The following is a 16,691-nucleotide window of genomic DNA, read 5'->3' as shown; positions in this document are numbered from 1 at the left end:
TTGATAGAGAAATACGAAAACAAGAAGAGGGAATGAACCCATGCACGACAACGACAACCTCACCATCGAACGCCCGACCTTCGTCACCCATCTCGAATGCGCGATGGAGGGCGATCACTACGCGGCCGACCAGGTCCACAATCTCTCCAAGGCCGGCAAGCCGCTGCTGGTGCGCTACGACCTTGCCGGGGTGAAGAAGGCGCTGACCAAGGACGCGCTCGCGCAACGCCCCGGCGACATGTGGCGCTACCGCGAGCTGCTGCCGGTGCGCAAATGTAAGGACATCGTCTCGCTTGGCGAGGTCACGACGCCGCTGATCCGGCTGCCGAAGCTCGGCAAGAAGCTCGGCGGCGGCGAGATCATCGTCAAGGACGAGGGCCGTTTGCCGACCGGCTCGTTCAAGGCGCGCGGCCTCGTGATGGCGGTGTCGATGGGCAAAGCGCTCGGCATCAAGCACATGGCGATGCCGACCAATGGCAATGCCGGCGCGGCGCTCGCGGCCTACGCCACCTCCTGCGGCATCAAGACCACCATTTTCTGCCCGGCCGACACGCCCGAGGTGAATGTCAGCGAGATCGAGCTGCAGGGCGCGACCGTCTACCGGGTCAACGGCTATATCGACGATTGCGGCAAGATCGTCGGCGAGGGCAAGGCCAAGGTCGGCTGGTTCGACACCTCGACCTTGAAGGAGCCGTACCGCATCGAAGGCAAGAAGACGATGGGCCTCGAGCTCGCCGAGCAGCTCGGCTGGGACGTGCCCGATGTGATCTTCTATCCGACCGGCGGCGGCACCGGTCTGATCGGCATGTGGAAGGCGTTCGACGAGCTGGAGAAGATCGGCTTCATCGGCTCGAAGCGCCCGCGCATGGTCGCGGTGCAGGCCTCCGGCTGCGCGCCGATGGTGCGGGCCTATGACGCCGGCACCGAGCATGCGACGCGCTGGGAGGACGCCCACACCATCGCCTCGGGTATCCGCGTGCCGCAGGCGATCGGCGACTTCCTGATCTTGCGCGCGGTGCGCGAGAGCAAGGGCTTTGCGATCGCGGTCGACGACGACAAGATCTCGTCGGCGCTGAACGAGGTTGCGCGCGAGGAGGGGCTGCTGCTGTGCCCCGAGGGCGCCGCCACCTACGCCGCCTACAAGGACAGCCTCGCCGACGGCCGCGTCTCGAAGGGTGACCGCGTCATGCTGTTCAACTGCGCGACCGGCCTGAAATATCCGCTGCCGCCGGTCACCCGCACGCTCGACCGTCACAAGCCGATCGACTACACGCAGTTCTAGCGCGTCATTTCGTCTCTTCACGAACGATCCCTCTTCCCGTACGCGGGAAGAGACAAAAACAAGAACGACATCGCTGGGGAGAAGACAATGACGAAGGCCGTCTGGGCTGCGCTGTTTGCTATTCTCGCTGTGACCGGCGCCGCGCGCGCCGATGACTATCCCTCCCGTCCCATCACCATCATCGTGCCCTTCTCGGCCGGCGGCCCGTCGGATGCGATGGCGCGTGTGCTTGCCGAGCGGATGCGCACTGCGCTCGGCCAGCCCCTCGTGGTCGAGAACGTCACCGGCGCGGGCGGGTCGATCGGCGTCGGCCGTGCCGTGCAATCGCCGCCGGACGGCTACACCATCTCCTTCGGCCATCTCGGCACCCACGTCGCCAATGGCGCCGTCTACAAGCTCAAATACGACCTCGTTGCCGACCTCGAGCCGGTGGTGCTGCTGCCGAGCAATCCGATGATCGTCGTCAGCAAGAACGCGGTGCCCGCGACCTCGCTGAAAGAGCTGATCGAATGGCTGAAGTCCCGGCCGTCGCCGCCGACAGCGGGCACCGCCGGCGCCGGCTCCGGCAGCCACATCGCCGGCGTCTATTTCGAGAGCGTCTCCGGCATCAAGCTGCAATACGTGCCGTATCGCGGCACCGCGCCCGCGCTGAACGATCTCATCGCCGGCCAGATCGACGTCATCATCGACCAGACCTCCAACTCCATCGCGCAAGTCCGCGCCGGCACCATCCGCGCCTACGCCATCACCGACAGCAAGCGCCTGTCCTCGGCGCCCGAGATTCCGACCGCGGAGGAGGCGGGCCTGAAGGGTTTCAACATGACGCTGTGGTCGGGCATGTGGGTGCCGAAGGGCACGCCGAAGGAGATCGTGGCAAAGCTCAACGCCGCAGCCGTGGAGGCGCTGAACGATCCCGCCGTGAAGAAGCAGCTCGAAAGCCAGGGGCTGGAGATGACGCCGAAGGACCAACTCACTCCCGAAGCGCTCGGCACCCGACAGAAGGCCGAGATCGCCAAATGGTGGCCGATGATCAAGGCGGCCAACATCAAGGTGGATTGAGCCGCAGGGCCGCGGGCGCGTCATGGGGACGGCGCGGCGCCCCCGCAACACGTCGCGGCGTCACCGGGCCTCGACAGTGCGGTCTCCAGGCACTGGAGCAGGGCCGGCGTGGAAAACGGCTTGGCGAGAAAGCAGATCGCGCCGGCCCTCAGTGCCCGCTCGCGTACGGCCTCGTCCGGAAAAGCCGTCATGAAGATGAAGGGCGTGACGTGCCCGAGGCCGCGCATATGCGTCAACAGTTCGACGCCGCTCATGACCGCCATCTGCACGTCCGTGATCACGCAGCATGTCGTCTCCAGCTCGGCGGATTGGAGAAATTCTTGAGCCGAGCCAAAGGTGTAGACCGTGTACCCGCGCGACGTCAGGAGGTTGTTCGTCGCAAGGCGAACGGAGGCATCATCATCAATGACGGAAACGATCGAAGACGCTGACAATATAATCGCTCCTGCACGGGGAGCCGCCGGCCACGATTCAGCCGCTCGAGGCAAGGTGGGCCACCGGAGCGAGATTGGAAAGCATACTTAGGTTTGCAGATGACCCCTGTTGCGCGGGATTCCGAGCGCGTCGGTCATTCTGACGAGGTCGGCCAACGACTTCGCCGCCATTTTTCGCATGATCTGGCCGCGATAGATCTTCACGGTGATTTCGGCCAATCCAAGCTCGGCGGCGACCTGCTTGTTCATCAGGCCGGACGCAACCAGGGCGAGGACGTCGCGTTCGCGCGCCGTCAGCCCCTCGTAACGGGATCGCACGCCTGAGATCGACTGCTCGGCATCGCGCCGCTTGCGATCGCGTTCGATCGCCGCCTGCACCGCATCCAGCATGTCCTGGTCGCGCACCGGCTTGGTCAGAAAATCGACGGCACCGCTTTTCATGGCTCTTACGGTCATTGGAATATCGCCGTGACCGGTGATGAAGATAATGGGCGTGTGAATATTGGCTTTGGCGAGGTCCGCCTGGAGGTCGAGGCCACTCAAGCCTGGCAGGCGGATGTCGAGCACGAGGCAACTGGGGACCGCAGGCGGTTTGGCTTCCATGATCTCCGCCGCCGAACTGAAGGCTTCGACCTTGAGGCCGACCGATTGAAAGAGATTGGTGAGCGCACGGCGCATCGACGGATCATCATCGACGATCAGGACGATCGGATCACTGGCGCTCGCCTGGGCCTGCTTGGCATGATCAGTCACGACGTGTCCTTGTTTGGCAAGGGCAGGGCGATCTGGAATGTTGCACCACTCCCTTCATTTTGAATGGCCGAAAGCCGGCCCGCATGAGCCTCGATGATCGATCGGCAGATCGAGAGTCCCATTCCCAGACCGCCCGATTTGGTCGTGAAGAAGGGAGTGAAGATGCGTTCCTTGACGTCTTTGCCAAGGCCGACACCGCTGTCCGTCACGGTGAGGAGCAGGTGGTCGTCGTCCGTCCGGCCCGAGCGGATCGCCAGCTCGCGTGGGCAGTCGACATTGGCATGCATGGCTTCGATGCCGTTCACCACCAGGTTGATCAGCACCTGCTGAAGCTGGATCCGGTCGCCGCAGATCCTGGGCAGGTCGGACGCCAACTCCATTCGCACCGACACCGCATGGATCGCCAGTTCGCGCCGTACCAGCGCCACTGCCTCCCTGACGACCTGGTTGATGTCGAGTGGAGCCATTTCGATCTCGGTCTTCTTCGCAAGCGCCCTGATCCGGCGGATCACCTCGCTTGCCCGATTGGCGTCCTCGACAATCCATTCTGCGGAACGGCGCGCGGCCTTCAGGTCGGCGGGGTCGCGGTCAAGCCAAGCGATGCAAGCGTCCGCATTGGAGATCACCGCGGCAAGGGGCTGGGTGATTTCGTGGGCGATCGAGGTGGTCAGTTCGCCGAGCGTCGTGACGCGGGTGACGTGGGCGAGCTCGCCTTGCGCCTTGCGCAGCGCCTCTTCCGCCTGCTCGACGCGGATCGCCGCCGTGACGTCGCTGCTGACGCCGCGATAGCCGAGAAAATTGCCTGTCGCATCATGGAACGGCTTGCCGCTGGTTCGCACGTAGATTGGAGATCCGTTGCCATCTTTGCTGCGGTAGATCAGATCGCGGAACGCAACGTGGGCATCGAGCGCCGCGCGATGCTGCTCCCATTTCTCCGGCTCGAACTCGGCATCGGGCGGAATGTCCCAGCGGGTCAGGCCGATCAAGCCCGTCGGCGCCGCGCTGGAGGTTTCGGCATGCTCCGATATCCTGGTAATGCGGTGGTCGGGCCCGGTCTCCCAGAACCAATCCGATGCGGTTTCGGCGTAGTCGCGGAATCGCTGTTCGGATGTCTTGAGCTCGTCGAACGCCTTATGCAGGGCATCTTTTGCCGCGAACTGCTCGGTGACGTCCACGTGCGTGCCGATGATTTCCATCACCTCGCCGTCGCGGCCGATCACGGGGTGTCCCTCGCTGTGGACGCGTCTGATCGAGCCGTCGGGGCGCGCAATCCGGAAGTCGATTTGGAAGGGCTGCTTTAGCCTGACGGCTTCACGTTCCACCTCGACAATCCGCCGAAAGTCCTCCGGCAGGATACGTTGCTGAAAAGCTCGGGCCGGGAGATCAGTCTGCTCCGGCTCAAACCCGAACAGTCGGTACAGTTCAGTCGACCGGTAGGCGAACTCCTGACGATGAACGTCCCAGGCCCAGCTGCTCGTATGGCTGAGGCGTTGGGCTTCGGCCAAATAGGCTTCGCTGCGACGCAGCCTCTGTTCCGCTTCCTTCGCAATGGTGACATCGGTCACCGCTCCGACGAACTCGATACGCCCGGATGGGTGCCGCACGGCGCGCGCCACGGAATGGAGATATTTGATCGATCCGTCGGGCATCAGCAGGCGGTATTCGTGGTCGAAATCCTCGGCCAGCTGGTAGGCCCGATCCAGGGTGCCGCGGACTGTGTCGCGATCTTCCGGATGGATGCGCTGAAAGGCGAAGCTCAGGGTCGGCTTCGTCGCGGGGTCGCATTGGAAAATGCGGAAGGTCTCCCTCGACCAGACCGCCTCGCCGGAGGCGAGGTTCAAGCCGAAGCTGCCGGTGTGGCTCAATTCCTGGGCCTGGGCGAGATAGGCCTCGCTCTGTCGCAGCGCATCCTCGGTCTCCTTGCGCTGGGTGATGTTCTCGCAGGCGACCAGCAGGATCGGCGTGCCGTCGCCGCGCAGCATCGCCTTGGCGTTTTCGCGGACCCAGAGCACCGACCCGTCCTTCCGGAACTTGCGAATCTCCCAGGTATGCGACTGGTCCACGGTCGTGAGGCACAAAGCGACGCATTGACGAACGAAGTCGTGGTCTTCCTCGAAGAAGACGTTCAGCACGGATTGGCCGATCAGCTCGGCCGTCGTGTAGCCCAGTTGTGCGGCGCCAAACGTATTCACGTTGAGCACGGTTCCGGACGGATCGACCATGAAGTACATGACCGGATTGTGCTCGAATACCTCACGCCATTGCTTCATGGCGTCACGCAGATCGGTGTTCTGCCGCGAGACGTCAGCGACCGCGGACCGGTCCTTCTCGCCGTTGCCGAATGATCGAAGCGCCGCAAGGCCGCCGAGCAGGAATTGTGCGGCCGAAGTCCCGATTTTTGTGATCTGGCCAGGCATCATCGCAAGCGTCCCGGCGCGCTAGCGTCAAGGCGAGTAGAGCACTTTGCCAGAACAGGGGCAATTGCCCCCGACCAAAGTCGGATTCCCGGTAAAACTCCCGGTTGCCGTGCAGCTTGCGCGCGTTGCGCTGTCTCGTTGCGCAGGCGGGCAGAGGTCCGCAAAACTACGGCACAAACCTACGTATAGCTCGCACAATCCTAGTTCTAGCGCGCATTTACCTCCGTACAATTGAGCGATGCGTTGCAGCGGCGTAGTTTTGCGGTCAATCGAGAGGAGACGATTGCGGAGCACAAATCGCTGAAAGGCTCGGGGATGTTGCCCCCAAAAAGCCAGGCTCTGCGTCCGCCCCCTGACTTGCCGGATGAATTGGCGGTCACGATTGAGAAGCCGCATTTTCCGTGACGACCGTGGCGACCCGTGCTTGCGCACCAAGGAAGCCGGGACCCCTAAGAGGTCAAGAGGAGAGGATGATGTGCGATAGCCCCGACTACTCCGAGCGCCGTCCCGAGACCAAAGGCTGTGCTGTCTGCGCGGCGAAGTTTGGCCTGATCCGATACTATTCCTGGCGGACGCCGCTCTGTTCGAGGAAATGTCTCGACCGGTTCAGGGCGCGCCGCGAGCGCGACCGCCGCTGGTTGTTCCGATATCAGGCGGCCTGAGGACCAGCCGCCGCGTCTGCCACCTCAGGCAATTTCTTCGTCGGGAGGCTGCGTTGAACCGTACCTGCAAGCTGCTGTTGGCGATCGCGCTGCCGCTTCCGCTGGTGACGGGCGTGGAGGCCGACGAAGCCGGACGGGATGGTTCACATCGTCACCATCCGCCCCAGGATCAACTGCTGCACGAGAAGTTCTATTCGAGCTGGCACATGCCGGACAATCCGGTTCTGAGCTGCTGCAACAATGCCGATTGCTACCCGACCGAGATTCGCTACGTCGACGGCAGGATCTACGCGCGGCGCCGGGAAGACGGCAAATACATCCTGATCCCGTCCCAGAAGGTCGAGCGCAACAGAGACAATCCCGACGGCCGCAACCATATCTGCGCGCCACCGCCGTCCGCCTCTCTGGTCGACTTGGTCTACTGTTTCGCGTTGGGAGGTGCCACGTGAGATTCGTATTGGTGAACGGCAGAACTCCGTTCCGCAAGACGTCGTGCCTTTGGTGCTGCGAGGAGATCGACGGTGGCTATCTGCGCGACGCCAGGACGCTGCTGCGCTACTGCGGCTACGATTGCTACGCGCTTCATCACGAGGCCGCGCCGTTGATCGAGGGACGTACGCGCGCGGCATCTTGAGCCGTCAGGCTGGCAGAACGCATTCGGCGGATCTGCCTTCGGTAGGAGAGGACACGGCATTGAGATTCATGCTCGTCAATCAGGAACATCCCTGCCACGGCGGCGTCTGCAGTGCATGCGCCCGGCCGCTGGGTGCGAGTTACGTCCGGCATGTGTCCAAGCAAGAGCGGTATTGCGACTACGGTTGCTACCGTCAGCAGACGGCCATGGACATGCTGTGGCCCCGCATCCCGTTCGAGGGGATCGCGATGCTGACGGCGATCTCGAGCTGGGGCTGGATGATTCAGATGGGCGCGCTGTCGCGCGCATTGGCCGAGGCATATCTGCGCGAGTACGACCTTCTGACCATGGAAGGAGGTGACGGCTAGCTGAACGATGCAGGCCGCGCAGAGAGCGGTCGGCCGCAGTCCCGCGTCCAGCCCGCGCCGCGTCCAGCCCCGGCGGCGAGGCTAGGGTGAGGGGGCTGCGGCCGATCCCGTTGGTGCCGCGCTCACTTCCTGCGTCGTGACGCGCTGGTCGGACTTGCCGGCGACCATGCTGCTGCCCTCGAACCTGGCGCGGTACACCAGCACGTTCTCCATCACGCGCTGGACGTAGTTGCGCGTCTCCGACAGCGGGATCCGCTCGACCCAGTCGACCGGATCGACCTTGGGATCCCTGGGATCCCCGCGGGCCTGCACCCATTCGCGCACGCGGCCGCGGCCGGCATTGTAGCCGGCGAAGGTCATGATCTGGTTGCCGCGATATTCCGACAGCAGCGCGCTGAGCTCGGCCGCGCCCATTTGCGTGTTGTAGACGGGATCGGAGACCATCTTGTCCCAGTCGTAGGTCAGGCCGAAGCGCTTGGCGGTGTCGCGGCCGGCTTCAGGCGTCACCTGCATCAGCCCGACCGCATTGGCCGGCGACTTGTCGCGCTGGTCGAACGAGCTTTCGGTGCGCGCCACCGAATAGATCACGCTGGTCTCGATCGCGGGCGCGACCTGCTGGTGCTCGGGGATGCCGATGGTCGGAAAAGCGTAATGGTCGAGCGCGAGCCCGCGCGCCAGCGCCGACTTGCCGACCTCCAGCATCACGCGCGCATCGCGGCGCTGTCCGGCGAGTTCGCCGAGGCCCTCGAGGGCCGCGACGTCGGTGCTCTCCTTGGCGAAATCCTCGGCGTAATAGAACACCGTGTCGCGCTCGCCGATGCCGTAGAGCATGTCGGCGGCGCGCACGCGCTCGTCTGCGGGCGGGGTGTCGAGCGCGGCCAGCACGGGCGAGGGCGGTCGCAGCTCGATGCGATCGAGGCCGAGCTTTGCGCGCGCAAGCTGGCCGTAATAGGCGGTCGGATAGCGCGCGGCCGCCCGGTAGCTCATGCGCGCATCGGCTGTCGCCCCCATCGCCTCGGCGGCACGGCCGCGCCAGTAATGGGCACGCGACAGCGCGATCGGATTGGCCGAGCCTGCGTCGATGGCGGCGAAGTGCACCATGGCTGCCTGGGGATCGCTCAGGAAGCGCAGTGCGATCCAGCCGCACATGAAATGATAGTCGACGCGGTAGACTTCCTTCTCGGGCACCGCGGCCGTGCGCACCACATCATACGCCGTTTTGAACTTGCCCTGGTCGAGCAGCTTGCGCGCGAGCAGGCGACGCTCGCGCCACCAGGCGTCGGTGTCCTGGGCCGCCATGGTGTCGGGCGCGGCGGCAAGGATCACCTCGGCGGCATCGTCGATGCGGTCCTTCTGGAGGTGCCATTGGGCGCGGCACAGCACATAGCCGAGATCGCGGCGCGCTTCGGTCGGTACGTCCTCGAGATAATCGTTGGCCTTGCTGGCCTTGCCGGTGACGGCGGCGCAGGCCTTGACGATCGCCAGCGCATCCTCGCCGAGCCGTTTTGCCGCGCGCCGCGCACCGGCATAGTCCTTGGCGCCGAGCCGCTTGTCCATGCGGGCGCGATGATCCTCGGAGTTGAGCAGATCGCGGAACGCCTCGTAGGAATCCTCCTCGCTGCGCTCGGACAATTCGTCGGTGCGCCAGGCCTCGCGCACGAGGCGGGCAGCCCTGTCGGCGTCGCCTTCAGTGAGCAGCACGCGGGCGAGGGCGAACTTGCCCTTGGCGCTGGTCGGGCGGTCCATGGTGAATTTGTGCACGGTGGCCGCGTCGGCCTTCTCCTGCCACAGCCGCGCCTCGGCGCGGCGGCGGAGCAGGGCACTGCTCGGCCAACCCGGATTGGCGGCAAGGAAGGCGGCATAACGCTTGAAATTGGCGGTGCTCTCGGAATGGCGCAGCATGAACCAGTCGGCGAGCTTCTGTCCGGCGGGATCAGCGATGCGGTCGCGCGCCGCGCTCGCATCGTCCGTCTTGCCCTTGCGCGCGAGGTCGATCGCGTCCTTCAGCGCGGCGAGGTCGCCGGTCAGCGGCGGCGGCGCCGGCTTGTCCGAGGGCTCGTCGTCGGTCTTCTTCGCCTTGCGCTTGGCCTCGGCATGCTTGCCGTGACGGGACTTGGCCGCGGCATGACGCTGCTTGCCGGCTTTCGCCTCATGCGACTTTTTCGGCGCGGACGATTTGTGGCTGCTCTTCGCCGCCAGCTCGGTCGGAAGGAGGGCCATCGCGGCCACGGCAACGAGACACGCGAGCGAGCGTAGGCACTGGTTCATCCCATGGTCCCCCTGCGAAACCACTACAAACCAAGGTCCGCGACGACATGCGGCTTGAGAATCAACGACATCGAGAACGATGCCACGGCATCGTTTCGCATTCCCCACGCTGTCGCAACAATGCGGCAAAATACGGATGTGACGAGGGAACTTCGGCTTGGGAGCAAGGGTCAGTTCGTTTAACCTTTGTTAACGATCCGGGCCCGCCCGACGGCTTGGCTTGGTCCTGGGCGTCACAAGCCCAGATTGCGCGTGTTCCCGCAGCCAGATCCGGTGTATGGAGTTCCCTTGCTCCGTCCCTTTGGCCTTTGTCCGTGCAGCTATGCCGATTTTCAACCAGTCGATCAGGCGCAAGATCGTCGGCATCGCCCTCGGATTGATCGTCCTGATGCTGGTCACCTCGATCCTGTCGATGGTGATGTCGAGCCAGGTCGGAATCCTGCTCGACGAGCTGACCAACCGCTACATCCCGGCTTATGGACATCTGGCGCGTGCCAACATTCGCTCGCTGGAGCGGTCGGTGGCGCTGCGGCGAATGGTGATGATGAAAATGCAGGCGCCGTCGGAGGAGGAAGCCTATGCGGCGCGCTTGCGAGAGTTTGAGGAGGCCGATCGCAAGATCGACGACGAGGCGGAGGCCGCACGCACGCTCATCAACGCGATCATCGACGATTCCAGAACGCAGTCCGACAATGCCGGGCTGGCGCGGATCGAGACGCGCATCGAAACCGCGCTCACCGAACTTCGGCAGGCAATGAATGAGGATCATGCCAAGCTGCTCAAGCAGGTCGATGGCAAGCAGATGACCGAGGTGCGCGGCACGCTGGAGCATCTCGATACACTGCGCGATCAGTTCAATCAGAGGATCGACACGATCCGCGCGGACATGTTGAAGCAGGTCTTTGCCTCGACAAAGACAGTGATAGGCCGTCAGCATCAGGCGATCGTCATCTCCGCCATTGTGACCTTGCTCGCGGCGATCGTCGGCTTTGCCTTTGCGCTGCTGGTGTCCAGCGGCATCACGCGCCCGGTGCGGCTGCTGCTCGCCGGCACCCGCGAGGTCGAGGCCGGCCGCTTCGACAAGACCATCACGGTCTCCACGCAGGACGAGATCGGCGAGCTCGCCGCGGCCTTCAACCGCATGACCGAGCAGCTCAGGCACAACGAGCGCATCCGCGAGACCTTTGGCCGCTACATCGATCCCAAGGTGGTGCAGGGGCTGATCGACCGGCCCGAGGTCGCGATCGACGGCGAGCGCCGGGTCATGACCATCATGTTCTGCGACATGAGCGGCTTCACCTCGATGAGCGAGGGCATGACCCCGCGTGGCCTCGTCAGGGTGATGAACCACTATTTCACGGTGATGTCCGGACCGATCAGGGGTAATCGCGGCATCATCGACAAATATATCGGCGACGCCATCATGTCCTATTGGGGCCCGCCCTTCATCGAGGAGGACGAGCAGGCGCTCCTGGCCGGCATCGCCGCAACCGAGATGGTCGACCAGGTGCCCGCGCTCCAGAAGCAGCTGCCCGACCTGCTCGGCATCCGCGCCATGCCGGCGCCGTGTGACCTGCGGATCGGCATCGCCACCGGCGAGGTCCTGACCGGCAGCATCGGCTCCGAGCTGATGATGAGCTTCACCGTGATGGGCGATGCCGTGAACCTGGCCTCGCGGCTGGAGGCCGTCAACAAGGTCTACGGCACCCGCATCCTGATCTCGCAGGCAACTGCTGACGCGATCGGAGCGCGGCTCGAATTGCGCGAGATCGATCGTCTCGCGGTCGCAGGCCAGAGCGGGCCGCAGCCGATCTTCGAGGTGATGGCGCGGGCAGGTGCGCTCACCGGCGCGCAGGACAGCCTGCGCACGCACTATGCGGAAGCGCTTGCCGCCTATCGGGCCCGCCGCTTCGACGAGGCGCGCGCCGCCTTCAACGCCGCGCTCGAAGCCGTCCCCGGCGACGGCCCCTCGCGCACGATGCTCGGCCGCATCGCGCAATTCGAGGCCAAGCCGCCGGAAGAGGGGTGGGACGGCGCCTGGCGGCTGGAGCAGAAATAGCCTTTTTTGTTGGACCAGCCCGCCCTGTCCGGAAAAAACGTTTCTACTCGATAACGATGTTCGCCGTGACCTATTTCCCGGGCTTAGGTTGGATGTCCTTGAGGCGTTTGACGGGGACACGCCGATGACAGAACTTCAGGACAGGCTGGAACGGTTCGAGACGCTCACCGCCGAATGCGAGCTGATCGCCAAGCTCGCCACCGACAGCACCAAGCGCGAGTTCTATCTGAAACTCTCGGAACAGTACCGTCAGCTGGCGGTGGACATGCGGCAGGCGATCGCGACCAAGGCTGCTGCCTGATCCCGGCTGCAATCCGTTCTTAAGGTTTGGCGCGCATCCTTGACCTCACGAGCGATCGCTCGTGGTGGAAAGGCCGGGGTTCGCTGCAATGCAGCGCACCTCGCGAGTGTCATTTGCCATGTTTGACAGGGCAATCACATGCGCCTCGTTGCCGTGATCATATTCGCGCTCATGACGGCGGCCTGCGACCAGGAGCAGGACATCACCGGCTCGACGCCGACCTGCCCGATGCGGAACTACAGCTACAATCCCCGCGACATGAACCAGTGCGTCAGTGCCTGCAAATCGTGCGATCGCGGCACCACGGTCACCTGCACCACCTCCTGCACCCTCAAGGGCGCGCGCTGAGGCCACCACTTTCTCGTTGCGCGCCCAGCGGCGGTGCTGGGACACCGGAACGATTCACTTGGGTTAATCATTGAAGCAAGTGGGCAGGACGCGGAGTCCGATGGAAATGGGTATGCTCGATCCCGGCCGATTTCTGGTGTCGTGCTCGCATTGCGATGCCTGGCCGATGGCGGCCAATGTGAAGCGGTCGAGCTGGACGGCGTCTCCGCACGAGGTGCGCTTTGTCTGCACGCGCTGTCGCCGCGAGGAGACCGCCATCGTCTCGGCCTCCGGCGAATTGACCCCGATCAAGCGCGTCGATGTTCCGCCAAGCGACGTCGCTGTCGCCTGGGCCCAGGCACAGCGTGTGCGAGGGCGGACCTGAGCGCCGAGCATGCACCGGTCGATTGACTCCCGGGGCCAACGGCTCCTAAATGATCGGCGACGGTTCTCCTCGCGGAGATCAAAAGGGAATGTGGTGCGGGATTGTCCCAATGCAGGGATTTGTCTCAACGCCACGGCTGCCCCCGCAACTGTAAGCGGTGAATCTTTCGTCTCATGCCACTGGGAATCTCGGTCCTGGGAAGGCGACGCAAGGTCACGACCCGCGAGCCAGGAGACCTGCCGTCAGCCGTGGTCACACGCGAAGATGTCGGTCGGGGAGTACAGACATTAGCTTCACCGGAGCAATCCATCGCTCTGCCGTGAAACCTCGTTCGCTGTGACGTGCCACTGACGTCATACCGAGGTTACAATTGTGTCCCGTCTTGTCCCTGCCGCCAGGCGCCTCAGCGCCGGCCTGCTCGCATCCGTTTCCCTCCATTCGCTCGATCTGTCCTCCGCCTTCGCCCAGCAGGCGCTTGCCGAGCAATTGCCGCCGATCGAAGTGACCGGGCCCGACGATCACAACCGCACACGCGCCGGGGCGATCGGTGACGGCGAGGCGACGCGGCAGCGGGTGAGGACGAATGTCGCGCCGGCAGGCAATGGCGCCGGCTCATCCGGCTCCGGCGGTGAGGCTGCCGCCGGCAGCGGCGGAATCGTCGGGGCTGCCACGACCGTCATCACGGCCGCGGATATCGCGCATTCGCCGTCGCAGACGCTTGCCGAGATCATCGCGACGCAGACGCCTGGGGCTCAGATCACGACGCTCTATGGCGGCCAGATCGGCGCCAAGACCAGCGTGGACCTGCGTGGCTTCGGCGCCTTTGCCACCGCCAACACGCTGGTGCTGGTCAACGGACGGCGGTTGAACGACGTCGACATGGCGCAGGTGGACCTCTCCAACATCCCGCTCAATTCGATCGAACGCATCGAGATCACGCGGGGCAATTCCGGCGCGGTGCTCTACGGCGACAACGCGGTCGGCGGTGTGATCAACATCGTTACCAAAAATGGCGTTGGCGGACCGCCCGTGACCGCGCGCATCGAGGCTGGCTTCGGCTCGTTCAACACCAGGCTCGGCAACGTGTCGACCTCGCTCAATTCCGGTCCGTGGTCGACCTCGTTCTACGGCAATACGGTCAGGACCCATGGCTATCGCGACAACAACCGCTATTCGCAGCAGAATGGCGTCGGCAATCTCAATTACACCACGCCAGACCTGACTGCTTTTCTCACGGTTACCGGTGACAATCAGGAGCTGCGGCTGCCGGGCGGCCGCACCGTCGATCCCTCCATCGGCCTCGACGAGCTCAGGGCCAACCGGCGAGGGACCGGCACGCCGTTCAACTACGCCAACCAGCAGGGTTTTGGCGCGACCGCGGGCTTCACCAAGATCCTGGTCAACGGCGTCGATCTCATCGTCGACGGCGGCGTGCGCGACAAGAAGCAGCAGAGTGCGTTCTTCTCCAGCCCGGCGCCGATTCCGGCGTTCTTCACGTCGACCTATGTCGGTTCCCATCTGACGACATGGTCGATCACGCCGCGGCTCAGCGTGAAGAGCCTGCTGCTCGGCATGCCGTCGCAGCTCCTGGCCGGCATAGACTATTACGATGCGAGCTTTGAGCAGAACCGCGGCGCCGGGCAGGGGCTTTCCCCCTGGCACAATTACGATCTCAGGCAGCAGACGGTTGCGGGCTATTTCCAGCACACACTGGGAATCGCGCCCACGACGGACATCTCCTACGGCGCGCGTGTGCAGAACGTCAGTCTTGCGGCACGCGACAATTTCGACCCGGCAGCTCCGTTCAACGGCGACATCGGCGCGCTGCCGCTGACGAGCAACGAGACCCAATATGCGCTGCATCTCGGCGCCGAGCATCGCCTCAACGACCAAGTCTCGCTGTTCGGCCGCGTTGCGCGTGCGTTCCGCACGCCTGATGTTGACGAGCGCCTGTCCTCAGGGCCTTCCTTCGATCCCTTTACCTTCGCTGCGATCCCGCAAACGTTCCAGCTCAAGACCCAGACCTCTTGGGACATCGAGGGCGGTGTTCGCATCAAGGGCGGCGGGTTGCAGCTGCAGAGCAGTGTCTATCTGATGGATCTCACCAACGAGGTCCATTTCAATCCGGTCCTGTTCTACAACACAAATCTTGATCCGACCCGCCGCTACGGCTCTGAGACCAGTCTATCCTATCGCGTCAACGACGCCCTGCTGCTGCGCTCCGGCGTGGCCTATACAAGCGCGGTCTTCCGCGAAGGCATCTGGGCCGGCAACGACGTGCCGCTGGTCTCGCGCTACACGGCGAGTGCGGGCGTCACTTGGAACATCTGGCAGAATTACGTGGTGCTCGATGCCACCGCGCGCTTCTGGAGCGAGCGGCGCATGGACAACGACCAGGCGGGCACCCAGAAGCCGATCCCCGCCAACGGCACGATCGATCTCAAGCTCAGCGGCCAGGTTGAGCGCTACTTCTGGTCCCTCAGCGTCAACAATATGCTGAACGCGCTCTACTACGACTACGCCATCGCGAGCACCTTCACGGACGGCCGCTTCAGCGCCTATCCGCTGCCCGGCCGCACCTATCTGCTCAAGGCCGGTGCAACGTTCTGATTTTCGCCGGGGCTGTCACACGCCCTCAAACGGACTAGAATTCGAAAAGGAGATTCAACCATGGCTCTCAGCATCCTGCCGTCCAGTGGCGATCGCTTCCGACTTCACCCGGTCGCGCCGCGCCTTGCGCCGATGTTCTGCTTTGCGCTGCTGACGGCGTCATGCGCGCTCGCAAGTTTTGCGTTCGCCTGCGCCACGCCGTTCGCAGCCTTCGCCGTCATTGCCGCGGCGATGCTGCCGCAGCGTCCGGCGCTGCTCGTCGTCACCGGCGCCTGGCTCGTCAACCAGACCATCGGCTTCGGCGCGCTGCACTATCCCGTTGATGCCAGCACGATTGCCTGGGGCTTCGTGATCGGCGCGGCCGCGCTTCCGGCGACCGCGGCCTCGTCGGCGGTGCTCAGCCTGCTGCCGCAGCGCCGCACGCCGCTGACGCTGGCGATCACGCTCGTCGCTGCCTACGGGATTTACGAGCTCGTGCTGCTCGCCGCGACGCCGTTCCTCGGCGGCGAGGGCGCCTTCACCGCCGCGATCGTGACGCGCATTGGACTGACCAGCGCGGTCTGGCTCGCCGGCCTCGTCGCGATCTGTGAGATCGTCCGTCTGATCGATCCGGCCGGACGCAAGCGAGCAATGTCGGCTTGAGCCGCTCTCGTAGCCCGGATGGAGCGAACGCGTAATCCGGGGCCGCCCCTCATTTTGCACTGTCCCGGATTACGCGGAGCCTGTCATCGGGCGGCGCTCCGCGCCGACCCGTTGGCTCCATCCGGGCTACGGGACCGTGCCTGTGTCGCCCTCTGTCAATCCGCGTCGCCAAAAATATTCCGCTTTACCGAAATTCGGTTTAGGCGTATGTGTCGACCATCCCGGCTCACCAAGAGGGGCGATCATGTGTCGTCACGCATCGCGAGCCGGGGTTGCGGTGGACGCGGCAGCGTCGGCACGAGAGGCGCGGGCAGGGCGGGTAGTCCCTGTGAGCCCGAGGCTTCGTGCGGACGAGCGGCGCTGCCAGGCTTCGTCTCGTCTGTAAGTTTCCGGCTTCGTCGACGGAGTCAGGGAAAACTGCGGCGAAATGGCGGGCCGTGCGTACGGCAAAACCGTGTGGTCCTGGCCGTCGTTGCTACGGTCAAGTCCT

At 64.3% G+C, this 16,691-nt stretch carries 15 protein-coding genes and 1 riboswitch; of the genes, 11 read left to right on the top strand and 4 right to left on the bottom strand.

The window, feature by feature from the left end:
- Nucleotides 1-40 precede the first annotated feature (40 nt).
- Nucleotides 41-1,282 carry a threonine synthase gene (locus RAD04_RS15210; RefSeq protein WP_104461578.1) on the top strand — a complete coding sequence of 414 codons (1,242 nt, stop codon included), beginning with the start codon at nucleotides 41-43 and terminating at the stop codon, nucleotides 1,280-1,282.
- A gap of 87 nt (nucleotides 1,283-1,369) precedes the next feature.
- A complete protein-coding gene (locus RAD04_RS15205; protein WP_091965725.1) occupies nucleotides 1,370-2,341 on the top strand; it encodes a tripartite tricarboxylate transporter substrate binding protein BugD in 972 nt (323 codons plus the stop codon).
- Between the two features lie 20 nt (nucleotides 2,342-2,361).
- On the opposite strand, the gene RAD04_RS15200 is transcribed toward RAD04_RS15205, so the two are convergent.
- The 3 genes from RAD04_RS15200 to RAD04_RS15190 all read right to left on the bottom strand — a co-directional run bounded on the left by RAD04_RS15200 (nucleotide 2,362) and on the right by RAD04_RS15190 (nucleotide 5,948).
- Nucleotides 2,362-2,775, bottom strand: coding sequence for a response regulator transcription factor (locus RAD04_RS15200; protein ID WP_461624417.1), 414 nt, complete (start codon nucleotides 2,773-2,775; stop codon nucleotides 2,362-2,364).
- Between the two features lie 87 nt (nucleotides 2,776-2,862).
- Entirely contained in the window at nucleotides 2,863-3,528 is a 666-nt protein-coding gene (locus RAD04_RS15195) for a response regulator transcription factor (protein ID WP_461624416.1), read from the bottom strand.
- On the bottom strand, nucleotides 3,525-5,948 hold the full coding sequence (locus tag RAD04_RS15190) for a PAS domain S-box protein (RefSeq protein ID WP_461624415.1): 2,424 nt from the start codon (nucleotides 5,946-5,948) through the stop codon (nucleotides 3,525-3,527). The genes RAD04_RS15195 and RAD04_RS15190 overlap by 4 nt, the downstream gene beginning before the upstream one ends.
- Nucleotides 5,949-6,660: 712 nt before the next feature.
- Here RAD04_RS15190 and RAD04_RS15185 point away from each other — a divergent pair.
- The 3 genes from RAD04_RS15185 (at nucleotide 6,661) to RAD04_RS15175 (ending at nucleotide 7,609) form a co-directional block, all read left to right on the top strand.
- On the top strand, nucleotides 6,661-7,056 hold the full coding sequence (locus RAD04_RS15185; protein WP_461620345.1) for a hypothetical protein: 396 nt from the start codon (nucleotides 6,661-6,663) through the stop codon (nucleotides 7,054-7,056).
- Nucleotides 7,053-7,241, top strand: coding sequence for a hypothetical protein (locus tag RAD04_RS15180; protein WP_461624414.1), 189 nt, complete (start codon nucleotides 7,053-7,055; stop codon nucleotides 7,239-7,241). Before RAD04_RS15185 ends, RAD04_RS15180 begins: the two co-directional genes overlap by 4 nt.
- 206 nt (nucleotides 7,242-7,447) lie before the next feature.
- Entirely contained in the window at nucleotides 7,448-7,609 is a 162-nt protein-coding gene (locus tag RAD04_RS15175) for a hypothetical protein (protein ID WP_461624413.1), read from the top strand.
- An 81-nt stretch (nucleotides 7,610-7,690) separates the two neighbouring features.
- On the opposite strand, the gene RAD04_RS15170 is transcribed toward RAD04_RS15175, so the two are convergent.
- Nucleotides 7,691-9,877, bottom strand: coding sequence for a transglycosylase SLT domain-containing protein (locus RAD04_RS15170; protein WP_461624412.1), 2,187 nt, complete (start codon nucleotides 9,875-9,877; stop codon nucleotides 7,691-7,693).
- A 322-nt stretch (nucleotides 9,878-10,199) separates the two neighbouring features.
- Here RAD04_RS15170 and RAD04_RS15165 point away from each other — a divergent pair, with 322 nt between their 5' ends.
- The 6 genes from RAD04_RS15165 (at nucleotide 10,200) to RAD04_RS15140 (ending at nucleotide 16,201) form a co-directional block, all read left to right on the top strand.
- Nucleotides 10,200-11,936 carry an adenylate/guanylate cyclase domain-containing protein gene (locus tag RAD04_RS15165; RefSeq protein WP_461624411.1) on the top strand — a complete coding sequence of 579 codons (1,737 nt, stop codon included), beginning with the start codon at nucleotides 10,200-10,202 and terminating at the stop codon, nucleotides 11,934-11,936.
- Nucleotides 11,937-12,060: 124 nt separating this feature from the next.
- Nucleotides 12,061-12,237: a hypothetical protein gene (locus tag RAD04_RS15160; RefSeq protein ID WP_018320305.1), complete on the top strand. Its 177-nt coding sequence runs from the start codon at nucleotides 12,061-12,063 to the stop codon at nucleotides 12,235-12,237.
- Between the two features lie 138 nt (nucleotides 12,238-12,375).
- Nucleotides 12,376-12,585, top strand: a complete 210-nt coding sequence (locus RAD04_RS15155; RefSeq protein ID WP_461620349.1) for a hypothetical protein — start codon at nucleotides 12,376-12,378, stop codon at nucleotides 12,583-12,585.
- Between the two features lie 100 nt (nucleotides 12,586-12,685).
- Complete coding sequence (locus RAD04_RS15150) at nucleotides 12,686-12,949, top strand: hypothetical protein (RefSeq protein ID WP_461624410.1); 264 nt, start codon at nucleotides 12,686-12,688, stop codon at nucleotides 12,947-12,949.
- 43 nt (nucleotides 12,950-12,992) lie between these two features.
- A riboswitch (cobalamin riboswitch) is annotated at nucleotides 12,993-13,207 on the top strand.
- A gap of 114 nt (nucleotides 13,208-13,321) precedes the next feature.
- A complete protein-coding gene (locus RAD04_RS15145) occupies nucleotides 13,322-15,559 on the top strand; it encodes a TonB-dependent receptor (protein WP_461624409.1) in 2,238 nt (745 codons plus the stop codon).
- 60 nt (nucleotides 15,560-15,619) lie between these two features.
- Entirely contained in the window at nucleotides 15,620-16,201 is a 582-nt protein-coding gene (locus RAD04_RS15140; protein WP_461624408.1) for a hypothetical protein, read from the top strand.
- The last annotated feature ends 490 nt before the right edge of the window (nucleotides 16,202-16,691 follow it).

The organism is Bradyrhizobium sp. 25ACV (assembly GCF_054863005.1).
This window is presented reverse-complemented; position numbering and strand designations above follow the sequence as displayed.

Coding starts and splice junctions, on each gene's coding strand:
- RAD04_RS15190 (WP_461624415.1), bottom strand. CDS start 5,948: ATGATGCCTGGCCAGATCACAAAAATCGGGACTTCGGCCGCACAATTC.
- RAD04_RS15165 (WP_461624411.1), top strand. CDS start 10,200: ATGCCGATTTTCAACCAGTCGATCAGGCGCAAGATCGTCGGCATCGCC.
- RAD04_RS15210 (WP_104461578.1), top strand. CDS start 41: ATGCACGACAACGACAACCTCACCATCGAACGCCCGACCTTCGTCACC.
- RAD04_RS15205 (WP_091965725.1), top strand. CDS start 1,370: ATGACGAAGGCCGTCTGGGCTGCGCTGTTTGCTATTCTCGCTGTGACC.
- RAD04_RS15140 (WP_461624408.1), top strand. CDS start 15,620: ATGGCTCTCAGCATCCTGCCGTCCAGTGGCGATCGCTTCCGACTTCAC.
- RAD04_RS15170 (WP_461624412.1), bottom strand. CDS start 9,877: ATGAACCAGTGCCTACGCTCGCTCGCGTGTCTCGTTGCCGTGGCCGCG.
- RAD04_RS15150 (WP_461624410.1), top strand. CDS start 12,686: ATGGAAATGGGTATGCTCGATCCCGGCCGATTTCTGGTGTCGTGCTCG.
- RAD04_RS15175 (WP_461624413.1), top strand. CDS start 7,448: ATGGACATGCTGTGGCCCCGCATCCCGTTCGAGGGGATCGCGATGCTG.
- RAD04_RS15155 (WP_461620349.1), top strand. CDS start 12,376: ATGCGCCTCGTTGCCGTGATCATATTCGCGCTCATGACGGCGGCCTGC.
- RAD04_RS15160 (WP_018320305.1), top strand. CDS start 12,061: ATGACAGAACTTCAGGACAGGCTGGAACGGTTCGAGACGCTCACCGCC.